The 20,375-nt window shown below is 58.0% G+C and carries 17 protein-coding genes; 7 read left to right on the top strand and 10 right to left on the bottom strand.

The features are described 5' to 3' along the window. Positions 1-8: 8 nt before the first annotated feature. The 8 genes from ABIE13_RS03470 to ABIE13_RS03435 form a co-directional block, all read right to left on the bottom strand. Positions 9-2,165 (bottom strand): indolepyruvate ferredoxin oxidoreductase subunit alpha, encoded by a 2,157-nt coding sequence (locus ABIE13_RS03470; protein ID WP_354441157.1) that lies wholly within the window; start codon positions 2,163-2,165, stop codon positions 9-11. Between the two features lie 812 nt (positions 2,166-2,977). After that, positions 2,978-4,273 carry a citrate synthase gene (locus tag ABIE13_RS03465; protein ID WP_354441155.1) on the bottom strand — a complete coding sequence of 432 codons (1,296 nt, stop codon included), beginning with the start codon at positions 4,271-4,273 and terminating at the stop codon, positions 2,978-2,980. Between the two features lie 62 nt (positions 4,274-4,335). After that, on the bottom strand, positions 4,336-4,599 hold the full coding sequence (locus ABIE13_RS03460; RefSeq protein ID WP_354441153.1) for a succinate dehydrogenase assembly factor 2: 264 nt from the start codon (positions 4,597-4,599) through the stop codon (positions 4,336-4,338). 2 nt (positions 4,600-4,601) lie between these two features. Beyond that, on the bottom strand, positions 4,602-5,306 hold the full coding sequence (locus ABIE13_RS03455) for a succinate dehydrogenase iron-sulfur subunit (RefSeq protein ID WP_354441151.1): 705 nt from the start codon (positions 5,304-5,306) through the stop codon (positions 4,602-4,604). 23 nt (positions 5,307-5,329) lie between these two features. Then, positions 5,330-7,135 (bottom strand): succinate dehydrogenase flavoprotein subunit, encoded by a 1,806-nt coding sequence (gene sdhA / locus ABIE13_RS03450; protein WP_354441149.1) that lies wholly within the window; start codon positions 7,133-7,135, stop codon positions 5,330-5,332. A gap of 47 nt (positions 7,136-7,182) precedes the next feature. Continuing rightward, positions 7,183-7,548, bottom strand: coding sequence for a succinate dehydrogenase, hydrophobic membrane anchor protein (sdhD, locus tag ABIE13_RS03445; RefSeq protein WP_354441147.1), 366 nt, complete (start codon positions 7,546-7,548; stop codon positions 7,183-7,185). Positions 7,549-7,565: 17 nt separating this feature from the next. Then, positions 7,566-7,994, bottom strand: a complete 429-nt coding sequence (gene sdhC / locus ABIE13_RS03440; protein ID WP_354441145.1) for a succinate dehydrogenase, cytochrome b556 subunit — start codon at positions 7,992-7,994, stop codon at positions 7,566-7,568. A gap of 81 nt (positions 7,995-8,075) precedes the next feature. Beyond that, complete coding sequence (locus ABIE13_RS03435; protein WP_354441143.1) at positions 8,076-8,873, bottom strand: GntR family transcriptional regulator; 798 nt, start codon at positions 8,871-8,873, stop codon at positions 8,076-8,078. 237 nt (positions 8,874-9,110) lie between these two features. On the opposite strand from ABIE13_RS03435, the gene ABIE13_RS03430 reads away from it, so the two are divergent. The 4 genes from ABIE13_RS03430 (at position 9,111) to acnB (ending at position 14,572) form a co-directional block, all read left to right on the top strand. Next, complete coding sequence (locus ABIE13_RS03430) at positions 9,111-10,097, top strand: malate dehydrogenase (RefSeq protein ID WP_354441141.1); 987 nt, start codon at positions 9,111-9,113, stop codon at positions 10,095-10,097. A 154-nt stretch (positions 10,098-10,251) separates the two neighbouring features. After that, positions 10,252-11,226, top strand: coding sequence for an HpcH/HpaI aldolase/citrate lyase family protein (locus ABIE13_RS03425; RefSeq protein ID WP_354441140.1), 975 nt, complete (start codon positions 10,252-10,254; stop codon positions 11,224-11,226). 83 nt (positions 11,227-11,309) lie between these two features. Beyond that, positions 11,310-11,900 carry a hypothetical protein gene (locus ABIE13_RS03420; protein WP_354441139.1) on the top strand — a complete coding sequence of 197 codons (591 nt, stop codon included), beginning with the start codon at positions 11,310-11,312 and terminating at the stop codon, positions 11,898-11,900. An 80-nt stretch (positions 11,901-11,980) separates the two neighbouring features. Further along, positions 11,981-14,572, top strand: a complete 2,592-nt coding sequence (gene acnB / locus ABIE13_RS03415) for a bifunctional aconitate hydratase 2/2-methylisocitrate dehydratase (RefSeq protein WP_354441138.1) — start codon at positions 11,981-11,983, stop codon at positions 14,570-14,572. Positions 14,573-14,857: 285 nt separating this feature from the next. Here the strand turns inward: acnB and ABIE13_RS03410 are convergent, their stop codons facing one another. Next, complete coding sequence (locus ABIE13_RS03410; protein WP_354441136.1) at positions 14,858-15,316, bottom strand: SRPBCC family protein; 459 nt, start codon at positions 15,314-15,316, stop codon at positions 14,858-14,860. Positions 15,317-15,318: 2 nt separating this feature from the next. Next, entirely contained in the window at positions 15,319-15,633 is a 315-nt protein-coding gene (locus ABIE13_RS03405; protein ID WP_354441135.1) for an ArsR/SmtB family transcription factor, read from the bottom strand. 388 nt (positions 15,634-16,021) lie between these two features. Between ABIE13_RS03405 and ABIE13_RS03400 the strand changes: the two genes are divergently transcribed. The 3 genes from ABIE13_RS03400 (at position 16,022) to ABIE13_RS03390 (ending at position 20,334) form a co-directional block, all read left to right on the top strand. Then, on the top strand, positions 16,022-16,555 hold the full coding sequence (locus ABIE13_RS03400) for a sigma-70 family RNA polymerase sigma factor (protein ID WP_354441133.1): 534 nt from the start codon (positions 16,022-16,024) through the stop codon (positions 16,553-16,555). Further along, the gene (locus tag ABIE13_RS03395; protein WP_354441131.1) at positions 16,552-17,556 is read left to right on the top strand and encodes a FecR domain-containing protein; all 1,005 of its coding nucleotides are present in this window, start codon (positions 16,552-16,554) and stop codon (positions 17,554-17,556) included. Before ABIE13_RS03400 ends, ABIE13_RS03395 begins: the two co-directional genes overlap by 4 nt. A gap of 114 nt (positions 17,557-17,670) precedes the next feature. Then, positions 17,671-20,334: a TonB-dependent receptor gene (locus tag ABIE13_RS03390; protein ID WP_354441129.1), complete on the top strand. Its 2,664-nt coding sequence runs from the start codon at positions 17,671-17,673 to the stop codon at positions 20,332-20,334. Positions 20,335-20,375: the final 41 nt, after the last annotated feature.

Below are 20,375 nucleotides of genomic sequence, written 5' to 3'. Positions count from 1 at the left end.
GAAAGACCTTAAAACGCGTAGCGCGCGCGCCGCTGCGCATCGCGGGCCTGCAGCCGGCCGATCACCGCCTGGCGCACGCGCTGGCGCAGGCGGTCCCAGCGGCTTGGGTTGCTTACGATCTGCGCGCGATAGAACGAGGGGCACAGTACGGCCGCGTGGGACACCTCGCCGCACAGGCCGCAGCCCACGCAGCTGTCCAGCACAGTGGCCACCGGGTCGGTGCGCAGCGGGTCGGGGTTGGGCTTGACCGACAGCGAGGGGCAGCCTGACAGCCGGATGCAAGAATGGTCGCCGGTGCAGGTGTCCGCATCGATGCCGAAGCGCTCGCGTACCACCCGCTTGCCATTGGCGATCGCCTGACGCACCTTGGGCTTCTCGCGGCGTTGCAGGTTCAGCATGCACTCGCTCTGAGCGATCAACACCTTGGGCCCTTTGACGGTGGTGGTGAGCGCCTCGCGCAGCGTGCTCACCATGGTCTTCAAGTCATAGGTGCGACGCACGGTCTGGACCCATTGCACGCCGACGCCGCGCACGGCCTGCTCGATGGCGTGGTTGGTGCTGCGCGTGGGGTTTAGCGCCTTGGACGACAGGATGTCCTGCCCGCCGGTAGCCGACGTATAGCTGTTGTCGACCACAATGGTCAGGTTGTCACTCTTGTTGAAAACCGCGTTGGCAATGCCGCTGGTCAGCCCGTTGTGCCAGAAGCCACCGTCGCCCATGACTGAGATTGCCCGCTTGCCTGCAGGCACGTTCAGCGCCGCCGCGCCGGCCGCCCCCAGGCCGTAGCCCATGGTGGTGTTGCCCAGGTTGAAAGGCGGCAGGATGGAGAACAGGTGGCAGCCGATGTCGGCGCTGACATGGTGCTCGCCCAGCTCGCGCTCCACAAGCTTCATGGCGGTGAAGATCGGCCGCTCGGGGCAGCCGGTGCAAAAGCCTGGCGGGCGGCCATGCACATTGGCGTCGATCGGCAGGGCCGGTTCGGTCGTCGCTGCCACCAGCGGAATGGTCTTACGAACGGGCGTGGCCGATGCGGGCAAGCGCTCATAAGTCCGTAGGAAACTGCGCAGGCCCTTGAGCACGACGGCGGTGGTGTATTCGCCGGCCACGGGCAGCAGGTCCTTGCCGTGCAGCTGCGTGACGCTGTCGGCCTGGCGCAGCACGCTAGCTATGTTCTGCTCGACGAAATTGGGTTGCCCCTCTTCCACTAACAACACCGCACGCTTGCCGCTGCAAAAGCGCAGCAGTTCGTCATTGACCAGCGGATAGGCTACGTTCATCACGTAAAGCGGGATCTGCGAGTTCCCATAGGCGTCAGCGAGATTGCACACCTGCAGCGCGCGCACCAGTGTGTTGTAGCAGCCGCCTTGCACCACGATGCCGACGTCGTCGGCATCCTCGGCAAAGAACTCGTTCAGGCCACGCTCGGTGATGAAGCGCAGTGCGGCTGGCCAGCGCTCGTGTACCTTCTCCTGCTCGTGGGCGAAGCTGGCGGGCGGCAACACGATGCGGCTCACGTCGCGTTGTGGCTGTTCCATCGCTTCTGCGATCGTGTGCGTTGGGCGACGGTTGTCAGCCGCGACAAACTGGCCGTGCACATGGCAAGCGCGGATGCGCAGTTGCAGCATCACGGGAGTGTGGCTGGCCTCTGACAGGTCGAAGCCGTCTTTTACTGCCTGCACGATGCTGGGCAGGTTGGGCCGCGGATCGAGCAGCCAGATCTGCGACTTCATCGCGAATGCGTGGCTTCGCTCCTGCATGATGGACGAGCCCTCGCCGTAGTCTTCACCGACGATGACGAGCGCACCGCCGGTAACGCCGCCCGAAGCCAGGTTAGCCAGCGCGTCGGACGCCACATTGGTGCCCACCGTGGCCTTGAAGGTGACGGCGCCGCGCAGCGGGTAGTTGACTGAAGCGGCCAGCGTGGCGGCAGCCGTGGCCTCGCTCGCGCTGTTTTCGAAACGGATGCCGTGTTCGGAAAGGATGTCCTGTGCGTCGGCCAACACGTCCATCAAGTGCGAGATCGGCGCGCCCTGATAACCGGCTACGTAGTTCACGCCTGATTCCAGCAGCGCTTTGGTCACGGCCAGGATGCCTTCGCCATGGAATACCTCGCCAGCGCCCAGGCGCAGCTTCTTGACTTCTTCTGCGAATGAACGCTCGGCCATGCGGGGTCCCTTTAAAGTCTCTGCAATCAAGTAAATACATGATTTTGGATGGATTGTATTGATGGAATTTCAAAAGTAAATACATCCATAATCATGGATTTCCCTAATGAGAAAAGCCGAAAACTGAGAGAAAAGGGAACGGATCGCAGATAGACATCTCCTTTTCGGCTTTGCATCCACACCGGTCAAAAAGCGATTACGCCTCCGCCACATCCGACGCTGTAGACCACAAAACTTGCGCAAGTTATGAAAAAGGCGTTCTAGCCGGCGGTTGAATTTCGTTTCCAGAAATCCGGCGCGCGGGAGCATCGTTGTGGATGCTGACTTCTCATCCCACAAGGAGGCCAGACGATGCAGTGACTAAATGCGAAGCAGGAGTCACTGTGGACCGTGGCAAAGTTGGAGGACTTTATGCAAACAGACCGTCCGTTGCGGTTGATCCGAAGGCGGGTGAAGCCCTGGAGCGCCTGAACGGCGTGCTCAACACCCCCAACGCAGATACAAACAGAGCCTCGGGATGAGCTGCCGAAAATAGCTGGGACTTCGAGGCCAGCGCAGTCGGACATCACCGCGCTGGGACTGCGGAACAGATGGGTTGGGTAGTCCCACTGGACGATATTGGTACTTTCGCGGCAGCAAACTCAGAACCGGATGAGAACAATGACCCCCACGCTTGCCAGCTTCGCGAGGTCCGCTGCCCCCCTATACCGGGGCCCTCCGAGGGGGCGTTTTTCTCTTGGGGCGGTCCGGCAATAAAAAAACCCGCCAACGCGAGGCGCTGGCGGGTTTTGAGCAAAGGGCAGGGGTGCCGATTACTTGATGTCGCGGCGAACTGGGCCGGTGTACAACTGGCGTGGGCGTCCGATTTTGTAGTCGGCGTCGCCAATCATTTCGTTCAACTGGGCAATCCAGCCCACAGTGCGTGCAAGGGCGAAGATGCCGGTGAACAGTTTCACTGGAATGCCGATCGCACGCTGAACGATGCCGGAGTAGAAGTCCACGTTCGGGTAGAGCTTGCGCTGCACGAAGTAATCGTCTTCCAGGGCAATCTTCTCCAGGGACTTGGCCAGGGCGAAGAGTGGATCGTTTTCCAGACCCAGTTCAGCCAGAACCTCATTGCAAGTTTCTTGCATGAGCTTGGCACGTGGATCGTAGTTTTTGTAGACGCGGTGGCCAAAGCCCATCAGCTTGACGTTGGAGTTCTTGTCTTTGACTTTAGATACGAACTCGCCCACTTTGGCAACGCCACCCATTTTCTGGATGTCTTCCAGCATGTTCAGCGCGGCTTCGTTCGCGCCACCGTGAGCAGGGCCCCAGAGGCATGCAACGCCGGCAGCGATGGCTGCGAACGGGTTGGTGCCAGAGCTGCCGCACAGGCGAACCGTGGAGGTGGACGCGTTCTGCTCGTGGTCAGCGTGCAAGATGAAGATGCGATCCAGCGCTTTTTCCAGCACAGGGCTGACTTTGTACTCTTCGCAAGGCGTACCGAACATCATGCGCAGGAAGTTGCCTGCGTAGGACAGATCGTTCTGCGGGTACATGAAGGGTTGTCCAACGCCGTACTTGTACGCCATGGCCACCAGAGTAGGCATCTTGGCGATCAAGCGGATCGCTGCGATGTCGCGATGTTCTGGATTATGGATGTCAGTGCTGTCGTGATAGAAAGCAGACATGCCACCCACCAGACCGGTCAAAACGGCCATCGGATGGGCATCACGGCGGAAGCCACGCAGGAAGAACTGCATTTGCTCGTGCACCATGGTGTGGTTCATCACGAGCTTGTGGAAACCATCACGCTCTTTCGCGTCTGGCAATTCGCCCTTCAGCAACAGGTGGCAGGTGTCCAGGTAGTCGCAGTTCTCTGCCAACTGTTCGATGGGGTAGCCGCGGTACAGCAGTTCGCCCTTGTCGCCATCGATATAAGTAATGGCAGACTCGCAAGCCGCCGTCGACATGAAACCTGGGTCATAGGTGAACATGCCTGTTTGCGCATAGAGCTTGCGGATGTCGATGACGTCCGGCCCAATGGTGCCTTCATAGACTGGCAGTTCAACTCCGTGGCTGCCGTTGGAGAACGACAGGGTAGCTTTGTTGTCGGAGATTTTCATCTATTAATTCCTGATGAGATGGCGGTTGAAATCAGTTGGATGGCCTGCGTTGCCTTGAATGTTCAGTGCCGCATGGCTTGCAGCACTTCATGCACTTCCGGCGTGTCGAGGTCGTCCTTGGGTTCGGTTCGTCGCAAAAGCAGATCAAGCAGATCGTTGTCAGCAAGATCCATCAGCTGCGTCAAACCGTTCGCCTGCGAGTGAGTGATGCACGATTCGTGGCTGGCAAAGAATTTCTCGATGAAGAGATCATTCTCCAACAAGCCCCGCCGGCAACGCCAGCGCAGCTTGCTGAGAGCACGTTCATCAATGCAGTCGGTACTCATGGTCAGGCAGCGCGACGGACCATCAGTTCCTTGATCTTTCCAATGGCCTTGGTCGGATTCAAGCCTTTCGGACATACATCAACACAGTTCATGATGGATGTGCAGCGGAACAAGCGGTAGGGATCGTCGAGGTTATCGAGACGCTCGCCAGTGGCCTGGTCGCGGCTGTCGGCAATGAAACGATAAGCTTGCAGCAAACCGGCAGGACCTACGAACTTGTCAGGGTTCCACCAGAAGCTTGGGCAAGACGTGGAGCAGCTGGCGCACAGAATGCATTCGTACAAGCCATTCAGCTCTTCGCGTTCCTCAGGCGATTGCAGGCGCTCTTTTTCGGGCGGAATCGATTCGTTGATCAGATAAGGCTTGATCGAATCGTATTGCTTGAAAAACTGCGTCATATCGACGATCAAATCCCGAACCACGGGCAGGCCGGGCAGGGGTTTGAGCACGATGGGGTCTTTGAGCGTACGCAGGTTAGTCAGGCATGCCAGACCGTTCTTGCCGTTGATGTTCATGGCGTCGGAGCCACAAACGCCTTCGCGGCAGGAACGACGGAAAGACAGGGTAGGGTCTTGCTCTTTCAGCTTGACCAGCGCGTCAAGCAACATGCGCTCATGGCCTTCGAGTTCAATCTCGATGGTTTGCATGTAAGGCTTTGTATCCTTATCGGGATCGTAGCGGTAGATCTTGAATGTGCGTTTTTGCATCGTGTAGTCCTCGTGGTCTTTGCTTAGAACGTGCGCACTTTAGGCGGCACTGATTCCACTGTGAGCGGTTGCATGCGCACGGGCTTGTAGCTCAGGCTGTTGTCTGCTGAGTGCCACAGCGTGTGTTTCATCCAGTTGGCGTCGTCGCGGCCAAGTGGGGCAGTGGGGTGGTCGGCAGGGTGCTCGTAGTCAAGCACCGTGTGGGCGCCACGGCACTCTTTACGTGCGGCGGCTGAGACCATGGTGGCTTGCGCCACTTCGATCAGGTTTTCGACTTCCAGAGCCTCGATACGTGCAGTATTGAACACCTTGGAGTTATCTTGCAGACCGATGCCTTTGGCACGCTCACGCAAAGCAGCGATCTTCACAACGCCTTCGTCCATGCTGGCCTGGGTACGGAACACACCTGCATGCGCCTGCATGGCAGATCGGATGTCGTTGGCCACGGTTTGCGAGTATTCGCCGCCACCCGCATTGTCGAGGCGGTTCAGGCGCTCAAGCGAAGCGTCTGCTGCGTTGGCCGGCAAGTCTTTGTGCGATGTGTTCTTTGTGAACTCAATAATGTGGTTACCGGCGGCTTTGCCGAACACCAACAAGTCGAGCAACGAGTTGGTGCCCAGGCGGTTGGCGCCGTGCACGCTGACGCAGGAGCATTCGCCAACGGCGTAAAGCCCATTGACTGGCACGTTGTAGTCGCCCTCAGTGGGCATGACGACCTGGCCATTGATGTTGGTAGGAATGCCGCCCATCTGGTAGTGGATGGTGGGCACCACTGGAATAGGTTCCTTGGTGATGTCGACGTTGGCGAAGTTCACGCCAATCTCATACACCGAAGGCAGGCGCTTGTGAATGGTCTCGGCGCCGAGGTGGTCCAGCTTCAGCAGGATGTAGTCCTTGTTGGGACCGCAGCCTCGGCCTTCCTTGATTTCCTGGTCCATGGAACGGGAAACGAAGTCACGGGGCGCCAGGTCTTTCAGCGTAGGAGCGTAGCGCTCCATGAACCTTTCGCCGTTGCTGTTCAGCAAAATGGCGCCTTCACCGCGGCAGCCTTCTGTGAGCAACACACCCGCACCAGCCACGCCGGTGGGGTGGAACTGCCAGAACTCCATGTCTTGCAGCGGGATGCCCGAACGAGCCGCCATGCCCAGGCCGTCACCGGTATTGATGAAGGCATTGGTACTGGCACCGAAGATGCGTCCGGCGCCGCCGGTAGCGAGCATGACCGTCTTGGCATGCAACACGTACAACTCGCCGGTTTCCATTTCGAGGGCAGTCACGCCCACCACGTCACCCTGATCGTCACGCACCAGATCCAGGGCCATCCATTCAACGAAGAAGGTGGTCTTGGCCTGAACGTTCTGCTGGTACAGCGTGTGCAGCATGGCATGGCCGGTACGGTCGGCGGCGGCGCAGGCGCGTTGTACGGGTTTTTCGCCGTAATTGGCTGTGTGGCCGCCGAATGGGCGCTGGTAAATGGTGCCGTCCGCATTGCGGTCAAACGGCATGCCCATGTGCTCCAGGTCATAAACGACCTTCGGTGCTTCGCGGCACATGAATTCGATGGCGTCCTGGTCACCCAGCCAGTCACTACCTTTGATGGTGTCGTAGAAGTGATAGTGCCAGTTGTCTTCGCTCATATTGCCGAGCGATGCGCCCACACCGCCCTGAGCCGCCACTGTATGTGAGCGGGTGGGGAAGACTTTGGACAGCACAGCAACGTTCAAGCCGGCACGTGCCAATTGCAGGGAGGCACGCATACCGGAGCCGCCGGCGCCTACGATCACCACATCGAACTTGCGGGTGGTTACTTGCTCTTTTGTATAACTCATGGTCGTGGATTCAATTTTTTTGTCGTTTCGAGTAGATCAACGGCATCTCAGAGGCGCCACAGCACTTGCACGGCCCAACCTGCGCAGCCCACCAGCCAGATCAGCGTCAAAGTGTCCAGAACCAGTTTGAGACCAACTGGCTTGACGTAATCCATGAAGACGTTACGGATACCGACCCAGGCGTGCCAGGCCAAGGCCACGATGACGGAAAACGTCAGGACCTTCATCCACTGAGAGGAAAAAATACCTGCCCATTTGTCATAGCCCATGGGGCCCTTGTTCACCAGCACCTGGACCAGCACGATCAAGGAAAAGATGGCGATCAGTGCGCCGGTGAAACGTTGGCTCAGCCAATCACGCAGACCATAGTGCGCGCCTACGACGAGACGCTTGGAACCGTAGTTCACTGCCATTTTTTTCTTCCTTCTTCTCAATACAAACCGAACAGCTTGGCGCCCAGAATCACTGTGAGCGCCACGCTCAGCACCAGCGTAGTCACTGCAGTGCTTTTGCCAAATTCCTTGCTCAGCTTATGCGTTGCATCCATGTAGAGGTGACGCAAGCCAGCGATCAGGTGATGCAGGTAGGCCCACATGAGAGCCAGCACAACCAATTTGATGAACCAACCGGGAAGGATCCACAAACCGCTGGAGAAGGCGGCGCTGAACTGGCCGAAAGATATCTCCGATGAAACTGACTTGTCGAACATCCAGATGATGAACGGCAACAAGAGGAACATCAGGGCACCACTGATCCGATGCAAGATCGACACGATTGCCGCAGGCGGCAGGCGGTAGGTCAATATATCGGTGATATGGATGTTGCGGAACTCAGGCCGTTTCTTGGCAGCTTCGCTCATGTGAGATCTTTCTTCAAATGTGTAACGACTAGGTCGTAGTTCGCGGGCAAATTTTGTAAATTCTATTGCAATGCAGCAGACTCAACTGAGGTGGTTGCGATAGTAGTGCGTATCAGTCCGGTATAGACCGCGTCGAAGCTCCATAGGAGCGTCGTTGTAGGTATAGGCGATTCGCTCTACGCTGAGCAGCGGTGTCGCCTGCGTGACCCCGAGCAAACCTGCTTGAGCAGCGTCCGGCAGGACGGCGCGGATTTTCTCATCTGCACGAACCATGCGCACACCAAATTCGGCTTCGAACAGCGCATACATGGGGCCGTGGTAATCCGCAAGTCGTTCAGCAGTCAGCCCTTTGAAAGGGCCACCGGGAAGCCACAGGTCTTCGCAGATGGTGGGAACGCCGGCGAAGGTAAGTACCCGTCGCGCCTGGAGCACTGGATCGCCTGTGCGCAAAGCCAGCGCGCGGGCGATTTCGGCGCTTGCCCGCAGACGCCGACAGTCGATGATGTCCCTTTGAGCAGGGCCCTCGCTGTCCGTGGTGCCGCTGTCCGGTTCCAGGCGAAGAAAGCGGTATTGAACGTGCTGCTCCGCATGTGTGGCAACAAAAGTGCCACGACCTTGGCGACGTATCAGCAGGTTTTCTGCAGCCAGTTCATCTATGGCTTTTCGAACGGTTCCCTGGCTGACGCGAAACCGCGCCGCAAGATCAAATTCACTGGGAATAACCTCACCTGGCTTCCATTCCCCTTGTTGCAAGCTGCGCAGAATCAGGCCTTTGATCTGCTGGTACAGCGGACTGAACGCAGGCGTTGCGCTACCCGAGGGCGCGCCGGGAGGAAGAGGTGGCTCAGTGTCTGCGAGAGAGAAGGCTGGGATGGCCATAGGTGGGAGTGGTCTTCGGCGCAAAAAAGAGCAAAAAATTAAAAAAAGCGCGCTCCGACACCAGCCGCCGCCAGAGCAGGCCAATCATATCTTATATAAGACACAAGACAAATTGACCTCATGGGGATTTCCCGGATACACTCCCAGGTTAATCGCCATGCGCCGAGGTTCGCGGTTTGTTCCGCCTCAGGGTGCATTGCAGTTGCCGTTTTCTCATTACAAACTGGAGTTTTTTCCATGAGCAAGAAGCCTGTTCGCGTCGCCGTCACCGGCGCCGCCGGTCAAATCGGTTACGCCCTGCTGTTTCGTATTGCTTCCGGCGAAATGCTGGGCAAAGATCAGCCGGTCATCCTCCAGTTGCTCGAAATCCCTGACGAAAAAGCGCAGAAGGCGCTGACTGGCGTCATGATGGAATTGCAAGACTGCGCATTCCCCCTGCTTGTCGGCATGGAAGCGCACAGTGATCCCATGACCGCGTTCAAGGACGTCGATTACGCCTTGCTGGTGGGCGCACGTCCTCGCGGCCCTGGCATGGAACGTGCCGACCTGCTGGCTGCCAACGCGCAGATTTTCACGGCACAAGGCAAGGCGCTGGACAAGGTTGCCAGCCGCAACGTCAAAGTGCTGGTGGTTGGCAATCCCGCCAACACCAACGCCTACATTGCGATGAAATCCGCACCTAGCCTGCCAGCGAAGAACTTCACTGCCATGCTGCGCCTGGATCACAACCGTGCCCTGAGCCAAGTGGCCGCCAAGACTGGCAAGCCAGTGGCCGCCATCAAGAAACTGACCGTCTGGGGCAACCACTCTCCCACCATGTACGCTGACTATCGCTTTGCCACCATTGATGGCCAGGACGTCAAGGACATGATCAACGATCAGGAATGGAACGCCAACGTGTTCCTGCCTACCGTCGGTAAGCGCGGCGCCGCCATCATTGATGCGCGTGGCCTGTCTTCTGCTGCCTCTGCTGCTAACGCCGCAATCGATCACATGCGTGATTGGGCGCTGGGCACCAATGGCGAATGGGTCACCATGGGTGTTCCATCGCAAGGCTGGTACGGCATTCCTCAAGATGTGATCTTTGGTTTTCCCGTAACGTGCGAAAACGGCGAATACAAAGTGATCGAAGGCTTGCCAATTGATGCTTTCAGCCAAGAGCGCATCAACAAGACCTTGGAAGAACTCGAAGGCGAGAAAGACGGCGTCAAGCATCTGCTTTGATGTGACTTGGCTCACTCTCCCTAAAACAGGGGAGAGTGAGGCCTGGTTGGGGGGAGGGCGGCAGTGCACAGAAGCTAAAGATGCCTGCTGTTACAAGAAAGATGAAATCTCTCTCCATACCGGCCACCCAAAGGCTTAGCAATACTTTCCCACCATGCAGCACCCACGCGACGTTCTTCTAGGCGCCCAAGCCACAGCCGGCATGCTGCCGGTATGTGACCATTACAGCGGCGTGGAAGCGCGTATGCGCAAAAGCCTGCAATTGCAGGCCGAGTTGACCCAGGAGTTCGGAACCTGTGTCTTTGATGTGACGCTCGACTGCGAAGATGGTGCTCCCGTAGGTGGAGAGGCAGAGCATGCTGCTCTGGTCACCGAATTGGCCCTGGCTGCCTCCCCGCAGGCCCGGATCGGCGTGCGGGTACACCCGGTTGATCATCCTGCATTCGCCGCCGACATAGCGCAGATTGCTGGCAAGGCAGGGGCCAGGCTTTCGCACATCATGATTCCCAAGGTGGAATCGGTGAATGACGTCGTCTTGGCCGAGAAGGCCCTACTGGCCGCGTATCCTGCAGGCCTGCCATTGCAGGTCTTGATTGAGTCTCCCGCAGCCGTACATCGAGCTTTTGACATTGCAGCTCACCCGCGCGTGCAGTCGCTCAGTTTCGGGTTAATGGACTTTGTGTCGGCCCATGCCGGCGCCATCCCGGCAGACGGCATGGGAATAGAAGGTCAGTTCACGCATCCATTGGTATTGCGCGCCAAGCTTGAGATTGCCTCCGCAGCGCACGCTTATGGCAAAGTGCCTTCGCATTGCGTAGTGACCGAATTCAATGATGTTCAGGCCATGCGGACTGCTGCACGGCGTGCGGCGCGTGAGTTTGGCTACACACGTATGTGGAGTATTCACCCCAGCCAGATTCGCGCCATTCTGGAAGCCTTTGCTCCGGATGAAGGGCAGATCGAAACCGCCGCCGCCATCCTGCTGGCAGCGCAGCGAGCCGACTGGGCTCCCATCAGTTTTCAAGGTGCATTGCACGACCGGGCCAGCTATCGTCATTTCTGGCATGTGCTGGAGCGAGCTCACAGCACCGGTCGGACTCTTCCCGCTGAGGTGATGGCATGGTTTTGAGCGTGAAGGCAGCGATGCCCTCCCGTTTACGTGTCATTTCATCTCCTTATTCTTTGCTTTTTTACCCAAAAGGTGGCTTCTCCATGACCATGAAGTTCATTGCTCTCGCTACCCTGACAGCCGCTCTGGCATTACCGTTTGGCGCTGTTCAGGCACAAACTGCTAACAACACGACCAAGAAGCCGGCAGCCACAACCAAGGCTCCAGCCAAGAAACCAGCGGCCACGCAAGCCAAGAAGCCCGTAGCCAAGCGTAAGGTGCCCGCTAAGACAGCGAAGGCAGTGGAAGCCGCTACCCCGGTCGAGTCGCTTTCCAGTCGCCTGTCCGAGAAAGAATTGGCCATTGCTGACCTCATTCATACGGGCAAGATCCAATGTGAGCTTGGCGCAGACGTCACCGTGAAAGCCGATGAGGCCAACCGCGGCTTCTTCCATGTCACCACTGGCAAGCGCAAGTACTACATGCACCCGGTCGAAAGCCGTACGGGCGCACTGCGCATGGAAGACGGACGCCTTGGCGCCATGTGGCTGCAGCTGGGCAACAAATCGATGCTGATGGATCAGCGCGCAGGACAGCGACTGGCGGACGAATGCGCCACGAATGAGCAGCGTCTCATTGCCGAACAAATGAAAGCCAACAACACGCCCGGTTTGCTGGATGACTTGAAGAAGTAAGTCTCCTTCATGGCCTTGTTTCGCAGTCAAGGCCTGAGCATCTTGAGTGTTTGAGTCGTTAAGTTTCAGGAGAAAGAAAAATGTTGAAGAACTATCGTGACCACGTTGCTGAACGCGCTGCCCTGGGCATTCCACCACTACCACTGGATGCCAAGCAAACCGCCGAACTGATCGAACTGATCAAGGCGCCACCTGCGGGTGAAGAAGCATTCCTGCTGGATTTGCTCACGCATCGCATTCCCCCAGGCGTGGATGATGCTGCCAAAGTAAAAGCCAGTTTTCTAGCCGCCGTCGCCCATGGTGATGTCAAAGTCGACCTCCTCAGCAAGTCTAAAGCCACTGAACTGCTCGGCACCATGGTCGGCGGCTACAACGTTCACCCCCTGATTGAGTTGCTGGACGATGCAGAAGTGGCTGGCGTGGCGGCTGATGCGCTGAAAAAGACTCTTTTGATGTTCGACTTCTTCAATGACGTCGTTATCAAGGCCAAGGCAGGCAATGCCAAAGCCAAGGAAGTCATTCAAAGTTGGGCTGATGCCGAGTGGTTCACTTCGCGTCCTGAAGTGGCGAAGAAAATCACCGTGACTGTGTTCAAGGTACCGGGCGAAACCAACACCGACGACCTTTCCCCAGCACCTGATGCCTGGAGCCGTCCTGACATTCCGCTGCACTACCTGGCCATGCTGAAGAACACTCGTTCTGATGCGGCCTTCGTGCCAGAAGAAGATGGCAAGCGCGGCCCCATGCAGTTCATTGAAGACCTGAAGAAAAAAGGTCATCTGGTGGCCTATGTCGGCGATGTGGTGGGTACCGGTTCCAGCCGTAAATCGGCTACAAACAGCACGATATGGGCGACGGGTGTAGATATTCCCTTCGTGCCAAACAAGCGTTTCGGTGGTGTCACCTTAGGTGGCAAAATCGCCCCGATCTTCTTCAATACGCAAGAAGATTCCGGTGCGCTGCCTATCGAAGTGGATGTCAGCAACTTCAACATGGGCGACGTACTCGACATCTTCCCCTATGAAGGCAGGATCGAGAGAGACGGTCAGAAGGTTGCAGAATTCCAACTCAAGAACGATCTGCTTTTGGATGAAGTGCAGGCTGGTGGCCGTATTAACCTCATCATCGGCCGGTCGCTGACTGCCAAAGCACGCGAAACCCTCGGGCTTCCTGCTTCAACTGTGTTCCGCCTGTCCGTAGCACCTGCTGCCAGCAAGGCCGGTTTCACACTGGCCCAAAAAATGGTTGGCCGTGCATGTGGGTTGCCAGAAGGGCAGGGCGTTCGCCCCGGTACTTACTGCGAACCTCGCATGACCACCGTGGGCAGCCAGGACACCACTGGGCCCATGACACGCGATGAGTTGAAAGATCTCGCCTGCCTCGGATTCTCCGCAGACATGGTGATGCAATCGTTCTGCCATACCTCTGCCTATCCGAAGCCAGTGGACGTGAAAACCCACCGTGAGCTTCCAGCCTTCATGAGCAACCGTGGCGGCGTGTCGTTGCGCCCAGGTGATGGCGTCATCCACTCATGGCTCAACCGCTTGCTGCTGCCCGACACCGTCGGTACCGGTGGCGATTCGCATACACGATTCCCTATCGGTATCTCCTTCCCGGCAGGCTCTGGCCTGGTGGCTTTCGGTGCAGCCACAGGCGTCATGCCGCTGGACATGCCTGAATCCATCCTGGTGCGCTTCAAAGGCGAGTTGCAGCCAGGCGTCACCTTGCGTGATCTGGTGCATGCGATTCCTCTTTACGCGATCAAACAAGGTCTGCTTACCGTCGCCAAAGCCGGCAAGGTCAACGCTTTCTCTGGACGTGTTCTGGAAATCGAAGGCTTGCCAAACCTGAAAGTCGAGCAAGCGTTTGAATTGTCCGACGCGTCGGCCGAACGCTCAGCTGCAGGTTGCACGATCAAGCTCAATAAAGAGCCGATCATGGAATATCTGCAGTCCAACGTGGTTCTGATGAAGAACATGATTGCAGACGGTTATGCAGACGCCAAAACGCTTGCACGCCGCATCGAGAAAGTGGAAGCCTGGCTTGCCAAGCCAGACCTTCTGGAAGCGGACAAGGATGCTGAGTACGCAGCCGTGATCGAGATCGATCTGGCCGACATCAAAGAGCCGATTGTTTGCTGCCCCAACGATCCTGATGACGCCAAGTTCCTGTCAGAAGTGGCCGGCACCAAGATCGATGAAGCCTTCATCGGCTCTTGCATGACCAACATCGGCCATTTCCGCGCTGCGGCCAAGCTGTTGGGCGGCCAGCGAGATATTCCTGTGAAGCTGTGGGTGGCACCGCCTACCAAGATGGATCAGAACGAGTTGATCAAGGAAGGGCACTACTCGGCTTTCGGTACAGCTGGTGCGCGCACGGAAACGCCCGGTTGCTCGCTGTGCATGGGTAACCAGGCTCAAGTGCGTGAGGGCGCCACGGTGATTTCCACCAGCACCCGTAACTTCCCCAACCGTCTGGGCAAGAACACCAATGTGTATCTGGGCTCTGCGGAGCTGGCTGCCATTGCCTCGCGTATCGGCAAGCTTCCCACCAAAGAGGAATACCTCAAGGAGATGGGCGTGATCGATGCGGACAAGGCCAGTGTCTATCGCTATATGAACTTCGATCAGATCGAAGAGTATGCAAGCGTGGCAAGGGAAGTTACAGCCTGAACGCTGTAGCTTTGCTTTTCACTCAAGCAGTCTTCGGGCTGCTTGAGATAGCTGAAAAAGCCTCCCGTAAAACGGAGGCTTTTTTATTGCCGGGCCGTCCCAAAATAAAAAGCGCCCCCACGGGGGCGCCCGGCATAGGGGGCAGCGGACCTCGCGAAGCGGGGAAGCGTGGGGGTCATTTCTATTTTTTCCCCATGACTCCAACACCGAATTTCCCGGGACTAAAACCACCCGCGGGTCGCAACCCGCAGGACGCGCCCATGTGTGGCCTAGCCGCGCAGACTCCTAAGTAGGTTTGGCGAAAACGTCAATCGCGTGCCCAGTCTCCAGAAAGGATTTCAGGCTCGACAACACGATAGGCCAACCCTTGCTGATGCCGTTCAGCATTCCGCTGCCGGGAATCAGTCCGTCGTGCGTGATCGTCAGACGCACCATGCCGTCATAGGGCGCGAGGTCGAAGGTCACCCGGCTATAGGCGGCAGGATCGTCCGCTTGCGAAGCATTGGCCCAGGTGATGACTAGACGACGCGGAGGCGCATGTTCCACCACCTCGCCCACCAGTTCCACCGTCCGCTCCGCGTTGGCGCGTACATGCTTCCATCGGGCACCGGGTGTCCAGTCGGATATATTCTCGTGTCCCCAATAGGCTCTGGCCATCTCTGGTGTTGTGATCGCCTCGAACACCTTTTCAGGGGTCGCGCGGATGTAGGTGATGTATTGGAAATTCGCGGTTTGCTCGGTCATGGTCATTCTCCTTCGAGTTGATGTTTGAGGTCGTGTAAGAGCCGCAGCCGCTCGCGCTCGAACTTGCGGACCCAGCGTTCATAGATGTCGTGCAGCGGCACGGGGTTGAGGAAATGCAGCTTCTCGCGTCCTCGACGGACCGTGCTGATCAGGTTGGCGGTTTCGAGGATGTCCAGATGCTGCGTGGCTGATTGCCGGGTCATATCCAGCCCCTCGCAGAGTTGGCCGAGGCTCTGCCCGTTCTGCTCGCACAGAAGATCGAGCACCCGCCTGCGAGTGGGGTCACCCAGCGCCTTGAAGACCTTGTCAGCGTCCATTCGTCTTCACTTACGTTCTCCTGAAGGCAGGCCAACTCTTCGTCAGTTCCGGTTGTCGATCTTGACATCGTGCGGACTCGGCTGGCCCTTGCCGGTTTCCACGACATCTCCTTCTCGATCGAACAGAGAGACCGCGGATGCCGCAGCCTTAATCTTGTGATGAATTATGCAGGTAAATACCTGCATGTCAACCAGGACGCAAAAAACATGAGCTGCTTCTATTTTCCAAGCGACCCGCGGGGCGTGTGTGAGGCCAATACAACTATGGGGCGTCGGTCCAGTCAGATTTGCCGACAAAGGGAGTAAGAAGCCTGCAAGGAAAACGCGTAGCCGTGTATCATGAGAATGATTCTCATTTATATGTAATGCACCTTCGGAACGCAGCCTTGTGATCGCGACAGATTCCAGTCTAGATTTATCAACCGAACAACAGATCGACGTCCTCTATTGCCAGCACCATGGGTGGCTGCATAACTGGTTGCGCCGCAAGTTGGGGGATGCTCATCAGGCGGCAGACCTTGTGCACGATACTTTTGTGCGTATTCTTGAGGCCTGCCGGGCCGAAGAATTGGCCCTGAACTCCGTGCGGGAGCCACGCGCATATCTCACTACGGTGGCGGGGAGGGTGCTCGCCAATCATTATCGAAGGGCCTCCCTCGAACAAGCCTGGCTGGCGGCCCTGGCACTTTATCCCGAATCATTTGCGGTTTCTCCCGAGGACCGCCTGAGCATCTTGCAAACATTGCACGAAATTGATGCCATGCTCGACGCTTTGCCTTCAAAAGTGCGCACCGCTTTCCTGCTGGCACAGCTCGAAGGGCTGACCTATGCGGAGATCGCCTTACGCATGGATATTGCCGAGCGCACCGTCAAACGGTATATGGCCCAGGCATTCGAAGAATGTTTGATGCAAGTCGAATGACAGGCTCAGCTGAGGGTAGGCCTGCCGGTGTGCCGCGTGAGGTCTTGCGCGCAGCATCCAGGTGGATGGCACATCTGAATTCGGGGGAAGCTACAGCGGCCGAACGGCAGGACCTGGAGCGATGGCGCAGTGCAGATGAGTTGCACGAGTTGGCCTGGCAGCGCGCTGTACGTCTGAACGCTCAACTGGGGCGTTTGCCTGCGCTGGTGAGTCTGCAGGTTCTAGGCCGTGCTCGTCGACAAGCCGGACGCCGCTCTGCATTGCAGAGCTTGGCGGTGTTCGCGGTGGCCGCACCGGTGGTCTACACAGTCTGGCGTGGAATTTCCCATGGGCAGGATACCTGGACCGTCAGTCATAGCACTGTAACGGGAGAACGCCGTAAAGTGGTGCTACCCGATGGCACAAAGCTTGAGCTCAACACGGCCACAGATATCGACGTCTCCTTTGACTCAGGGGAGAAGGGACTGCGTCTGGTCAAGCTTCACTCTGGAGAGCTTCAGATTGAGACCGCACAGGACTCCGCACGCCGGCCGTTTGAAGTGCAAACACGCCACGGCCGCATTCGGGCACTGGGTACGCGGTTCCTGGTGCGCCAGACGCCAGAAGACTCCGCGACCCTGGTGGCAGTGCAGCAAAGCGCGGTTGAGATTCGCCCGAAGAATTCTGGTGACCACCCCTTCCGTATCGAGGCTGGCTTGCAGACTCGCTTTGATGCTGCTGGCGCGCATGACATAGTTCCGGATCATCCCCACCAGGCCTCATGGGTGCGCGGAGTGCTCTTTGCCAGCAACCAGCGTTTGGCGGACTTCGCAGCTGAACTTGGGCGATATCGGAGAGGCGTGGTACGTTGCGCGCCGGAGGTCGCCGATCTTCGAATTAGCGGAGCATTCCGCTTGGACAGCACAGACGAGATTCTTGCAGCACTGCCGGACACCTTACCGGTCCGCATGGCCTACCGCACACGTTGGTGGGTCGAGATCAGGCCACTAGCCACTCGTTGAAAGCTATTTGGCACTTTCTTTGTCACCTTTTGACGTTTCGGGTGTCATACCTATAGAACGCCAGCAAGCCGCGTCGCGGAGCCAGCTAATCAATCCATCCAAGGGAAGCTCCGCATGTCTCGACACCGTATCTCCAGAGGCGCCCCTGCGCGCTCGAAAACTGCCCCGCTCGCCGAAGCTGCGCGCCAAGCCATGTTGATGATGGCGCTGACCACTGGTGCAGGCTGGCTGCCAGCCGCCTTTGCCCAAGTTCCCGCGCCGGCAAGTGCCTATGCAGTGCCTGCAGGGCCGCTCGATGACGCTTTGACCAATTTCGCTGCCAGCGCCGGCGTGACCGTGCAACTGGATGCCAGGTTGGTTTCGGGTCGCCGAACAAGTGGGCTTCAAGGGCGCTATGGCGTGCGTGAAGGGTTCACCCAATTGTTGGCTGGCACCGGGCTGGAAGTGCATGAGCGTAGCCGCGGAGTCTGGGTATTGCGCCAAGCGTCGTCACCGGCTTCGGCGGCAGCATCCACATCGAACTCCGCAGCAGCCGCAACTGTCGCACCGCCCGCGCAAGGCGACGTTACCCTGGCTGAAGTCAAGGTGACGGCAGACGCCGGTCGGCGCGAAGCGGGAACCCGTACGGTGCTTACTCAAGATGATGTCGAGCGCACAGGGGGCAATAGCATTGCGGACGTGATTCGCTATCAGCCGTTGGTCGAAGCACCGGGCACGGTGCAAGGAGCCACGCGCGGAGCGAGCCGCTATGACCGTGGCGGCACCACCGGATACAACATCCGTGGCGTAGAAGGAAACCGAGTGGGATTGGACGTGGATGGCATAGAAATGCCAGACGCAGTCAGCCGCGCACCGCTCACAGCTCGCTCAGAAGACGGTACCTTCGGGATGGGGCGTGATTTTATCGACCCTGACCTGTATTCCTCGGTGGATATTCAGTCAGGGACGACCAATTCGCAGCGTTCTGCTGGAGGCATCGGCGGCGCGGTGAGCTTCCGCAGCAAGTCGCCAGAAGACTATGTGAGCGCCAGCAATCCGTTCTATGCGGGAGGCAAACTCGGCTATAGCCAAGCCGACCGTGCATGGTCCAAGGGGGTGACGCTCGCGGGGCAGACTGGCGATCTCGGGCTATTGTTAGGCTACTCGCGCCGTGATGGCCATGAGTCCAAGAACAACAGCGAGTCCCTGTCGAGGTACCCGGAGCGCTGGAATTCGGACGCGTTGCTGCTCAAAGGTGTGGTGCGTGTAAATCCCGAGCACAAACTGGAACTGGCCGCCGACCTTTACCGCAAACAGAACCAGTCCACCTTCGCAAGCTGGAACGCCGACGGTACGGCTGTCACCGGCACTTCAGATCAAGACGCCCGTACCAAGCGCGACACGGTGTACGCCGCGCACACCTGGACGCCTGGGGTCGGTGGTCCCATAGACCAGGTCAATACACGTCTGTTCCTGCAAAACACCGACATGGACGACGTGACCAACACGGTCACGACAACCCCAGGTGCCGCAGTCCGAGAAGCTTCGCAGAACACTACGCATCAGATCGGCTTTTCCAGTGTGGCAGACAAACGCATTGCCAACCATGCGATCAAGTTCGGTGTGAACTACTCGCGAACCAAGAACGAGCACCCATTTACATCCAGTGAGGCGTACGGCGCGGGTCAGCCATTTCCTGACACGCTGACGGTGCGTTCGGGGGCGTTTGTACAGGACACCATTGACTTCCAGCTAGGTGGCCGGCGTCTCGCAGTCGTGCCGGGTTTGCGGGTGGACCGTATCGAACCGAGCATCCGAAATACGGGCAACTTCGGCAATGACCGCATCTCTCAGGCTGAGTTGGAAGCGATGTATGGCAACGCACCGACGACGACCATCGTCAGTCCGAGCCTGGCTGTCTTGTATGACGTGATGCCCAGCATGACCGCCTACGCGCAGTGGAAGCGGGGTGGGCGCGCTCCCACCAACAGTGAGATTTTCGGCTATTGGAATAGCGGTGGAGGCACGTACGCGCTGCTCGGTGACCGAAATTTGAAGGCAGAGACCAGCAACGCCTTCGACGTCGGCCTGAAGGGCTCTCCGGTGCCCGGGGTGCAATTTGCGGGTTCTCTCTTCTACACGAAGTACAAGGACTTCATATCCTATACACGCTACACGCGGGCGAACAATCCTGAAAAATTCGTCAACATTCAGAACAGCCTGAGCATCCTCTACCAGGCCGAGAATCGCGATGAGGCGAATATCTACGGCACTGAACTCAGCGTTCGGCTGGAACATGGTACCTGGACGCCCGCTTTGCGCGGCCTGTACACCACCTGGGCAGTGGGTTACAGCAAAGGCAGCTCCAAATCTAACTATGCGGGCGACAAGAACGTCGACCTCGACTCCGTGCAGCCTGGCAAAGCCATTATCGGCGTTGGCTATGAGGCACCGCAAAAGGCCTGGGGTTTGAACCTGATGGGCACATTTGTTCGCGGCAAGCAGGCCACCTCTACGAATCGCCAGTCTTATAGCAATAACCCCGGCGCCGAATTGACTGACTCGTCAACGCAACTGTTCCGCGTGCCCGGCTTCGCGCGTTTTGACATTTCCGGCTACTGGCGCATCAATAAGCATGCCCGCCTGAACTTCGGCATCTTTAACTTGGCTGACAAACGGTACTGGGCCTACAGCAGCACACGCAGTCTGCAACCAGTCAACCCCCGGGATCGCCAACAGATTGAGCTTTCTACCGCGCCAGGCCGCACATTCGCTGTCAGCTTGAATGTGGACTTCTGAAGGCACTGGCGCATCTACCCCCCCATCACTCCCAAGCACCG

Source organism: Ottowia thiooxydans (genome assembly GCF_040548795.1).
GTDB classification, from domain to species: Bacteria; Pseudomonadota; Gammaproteobacteria; order Burkholderiales; family Burkholderiaceae_C; genus Ottowia; species Ottowia thiooxydans_A.
This window is presented reverse-complemented; position numbering and strand designations above follow the sequence as displayed.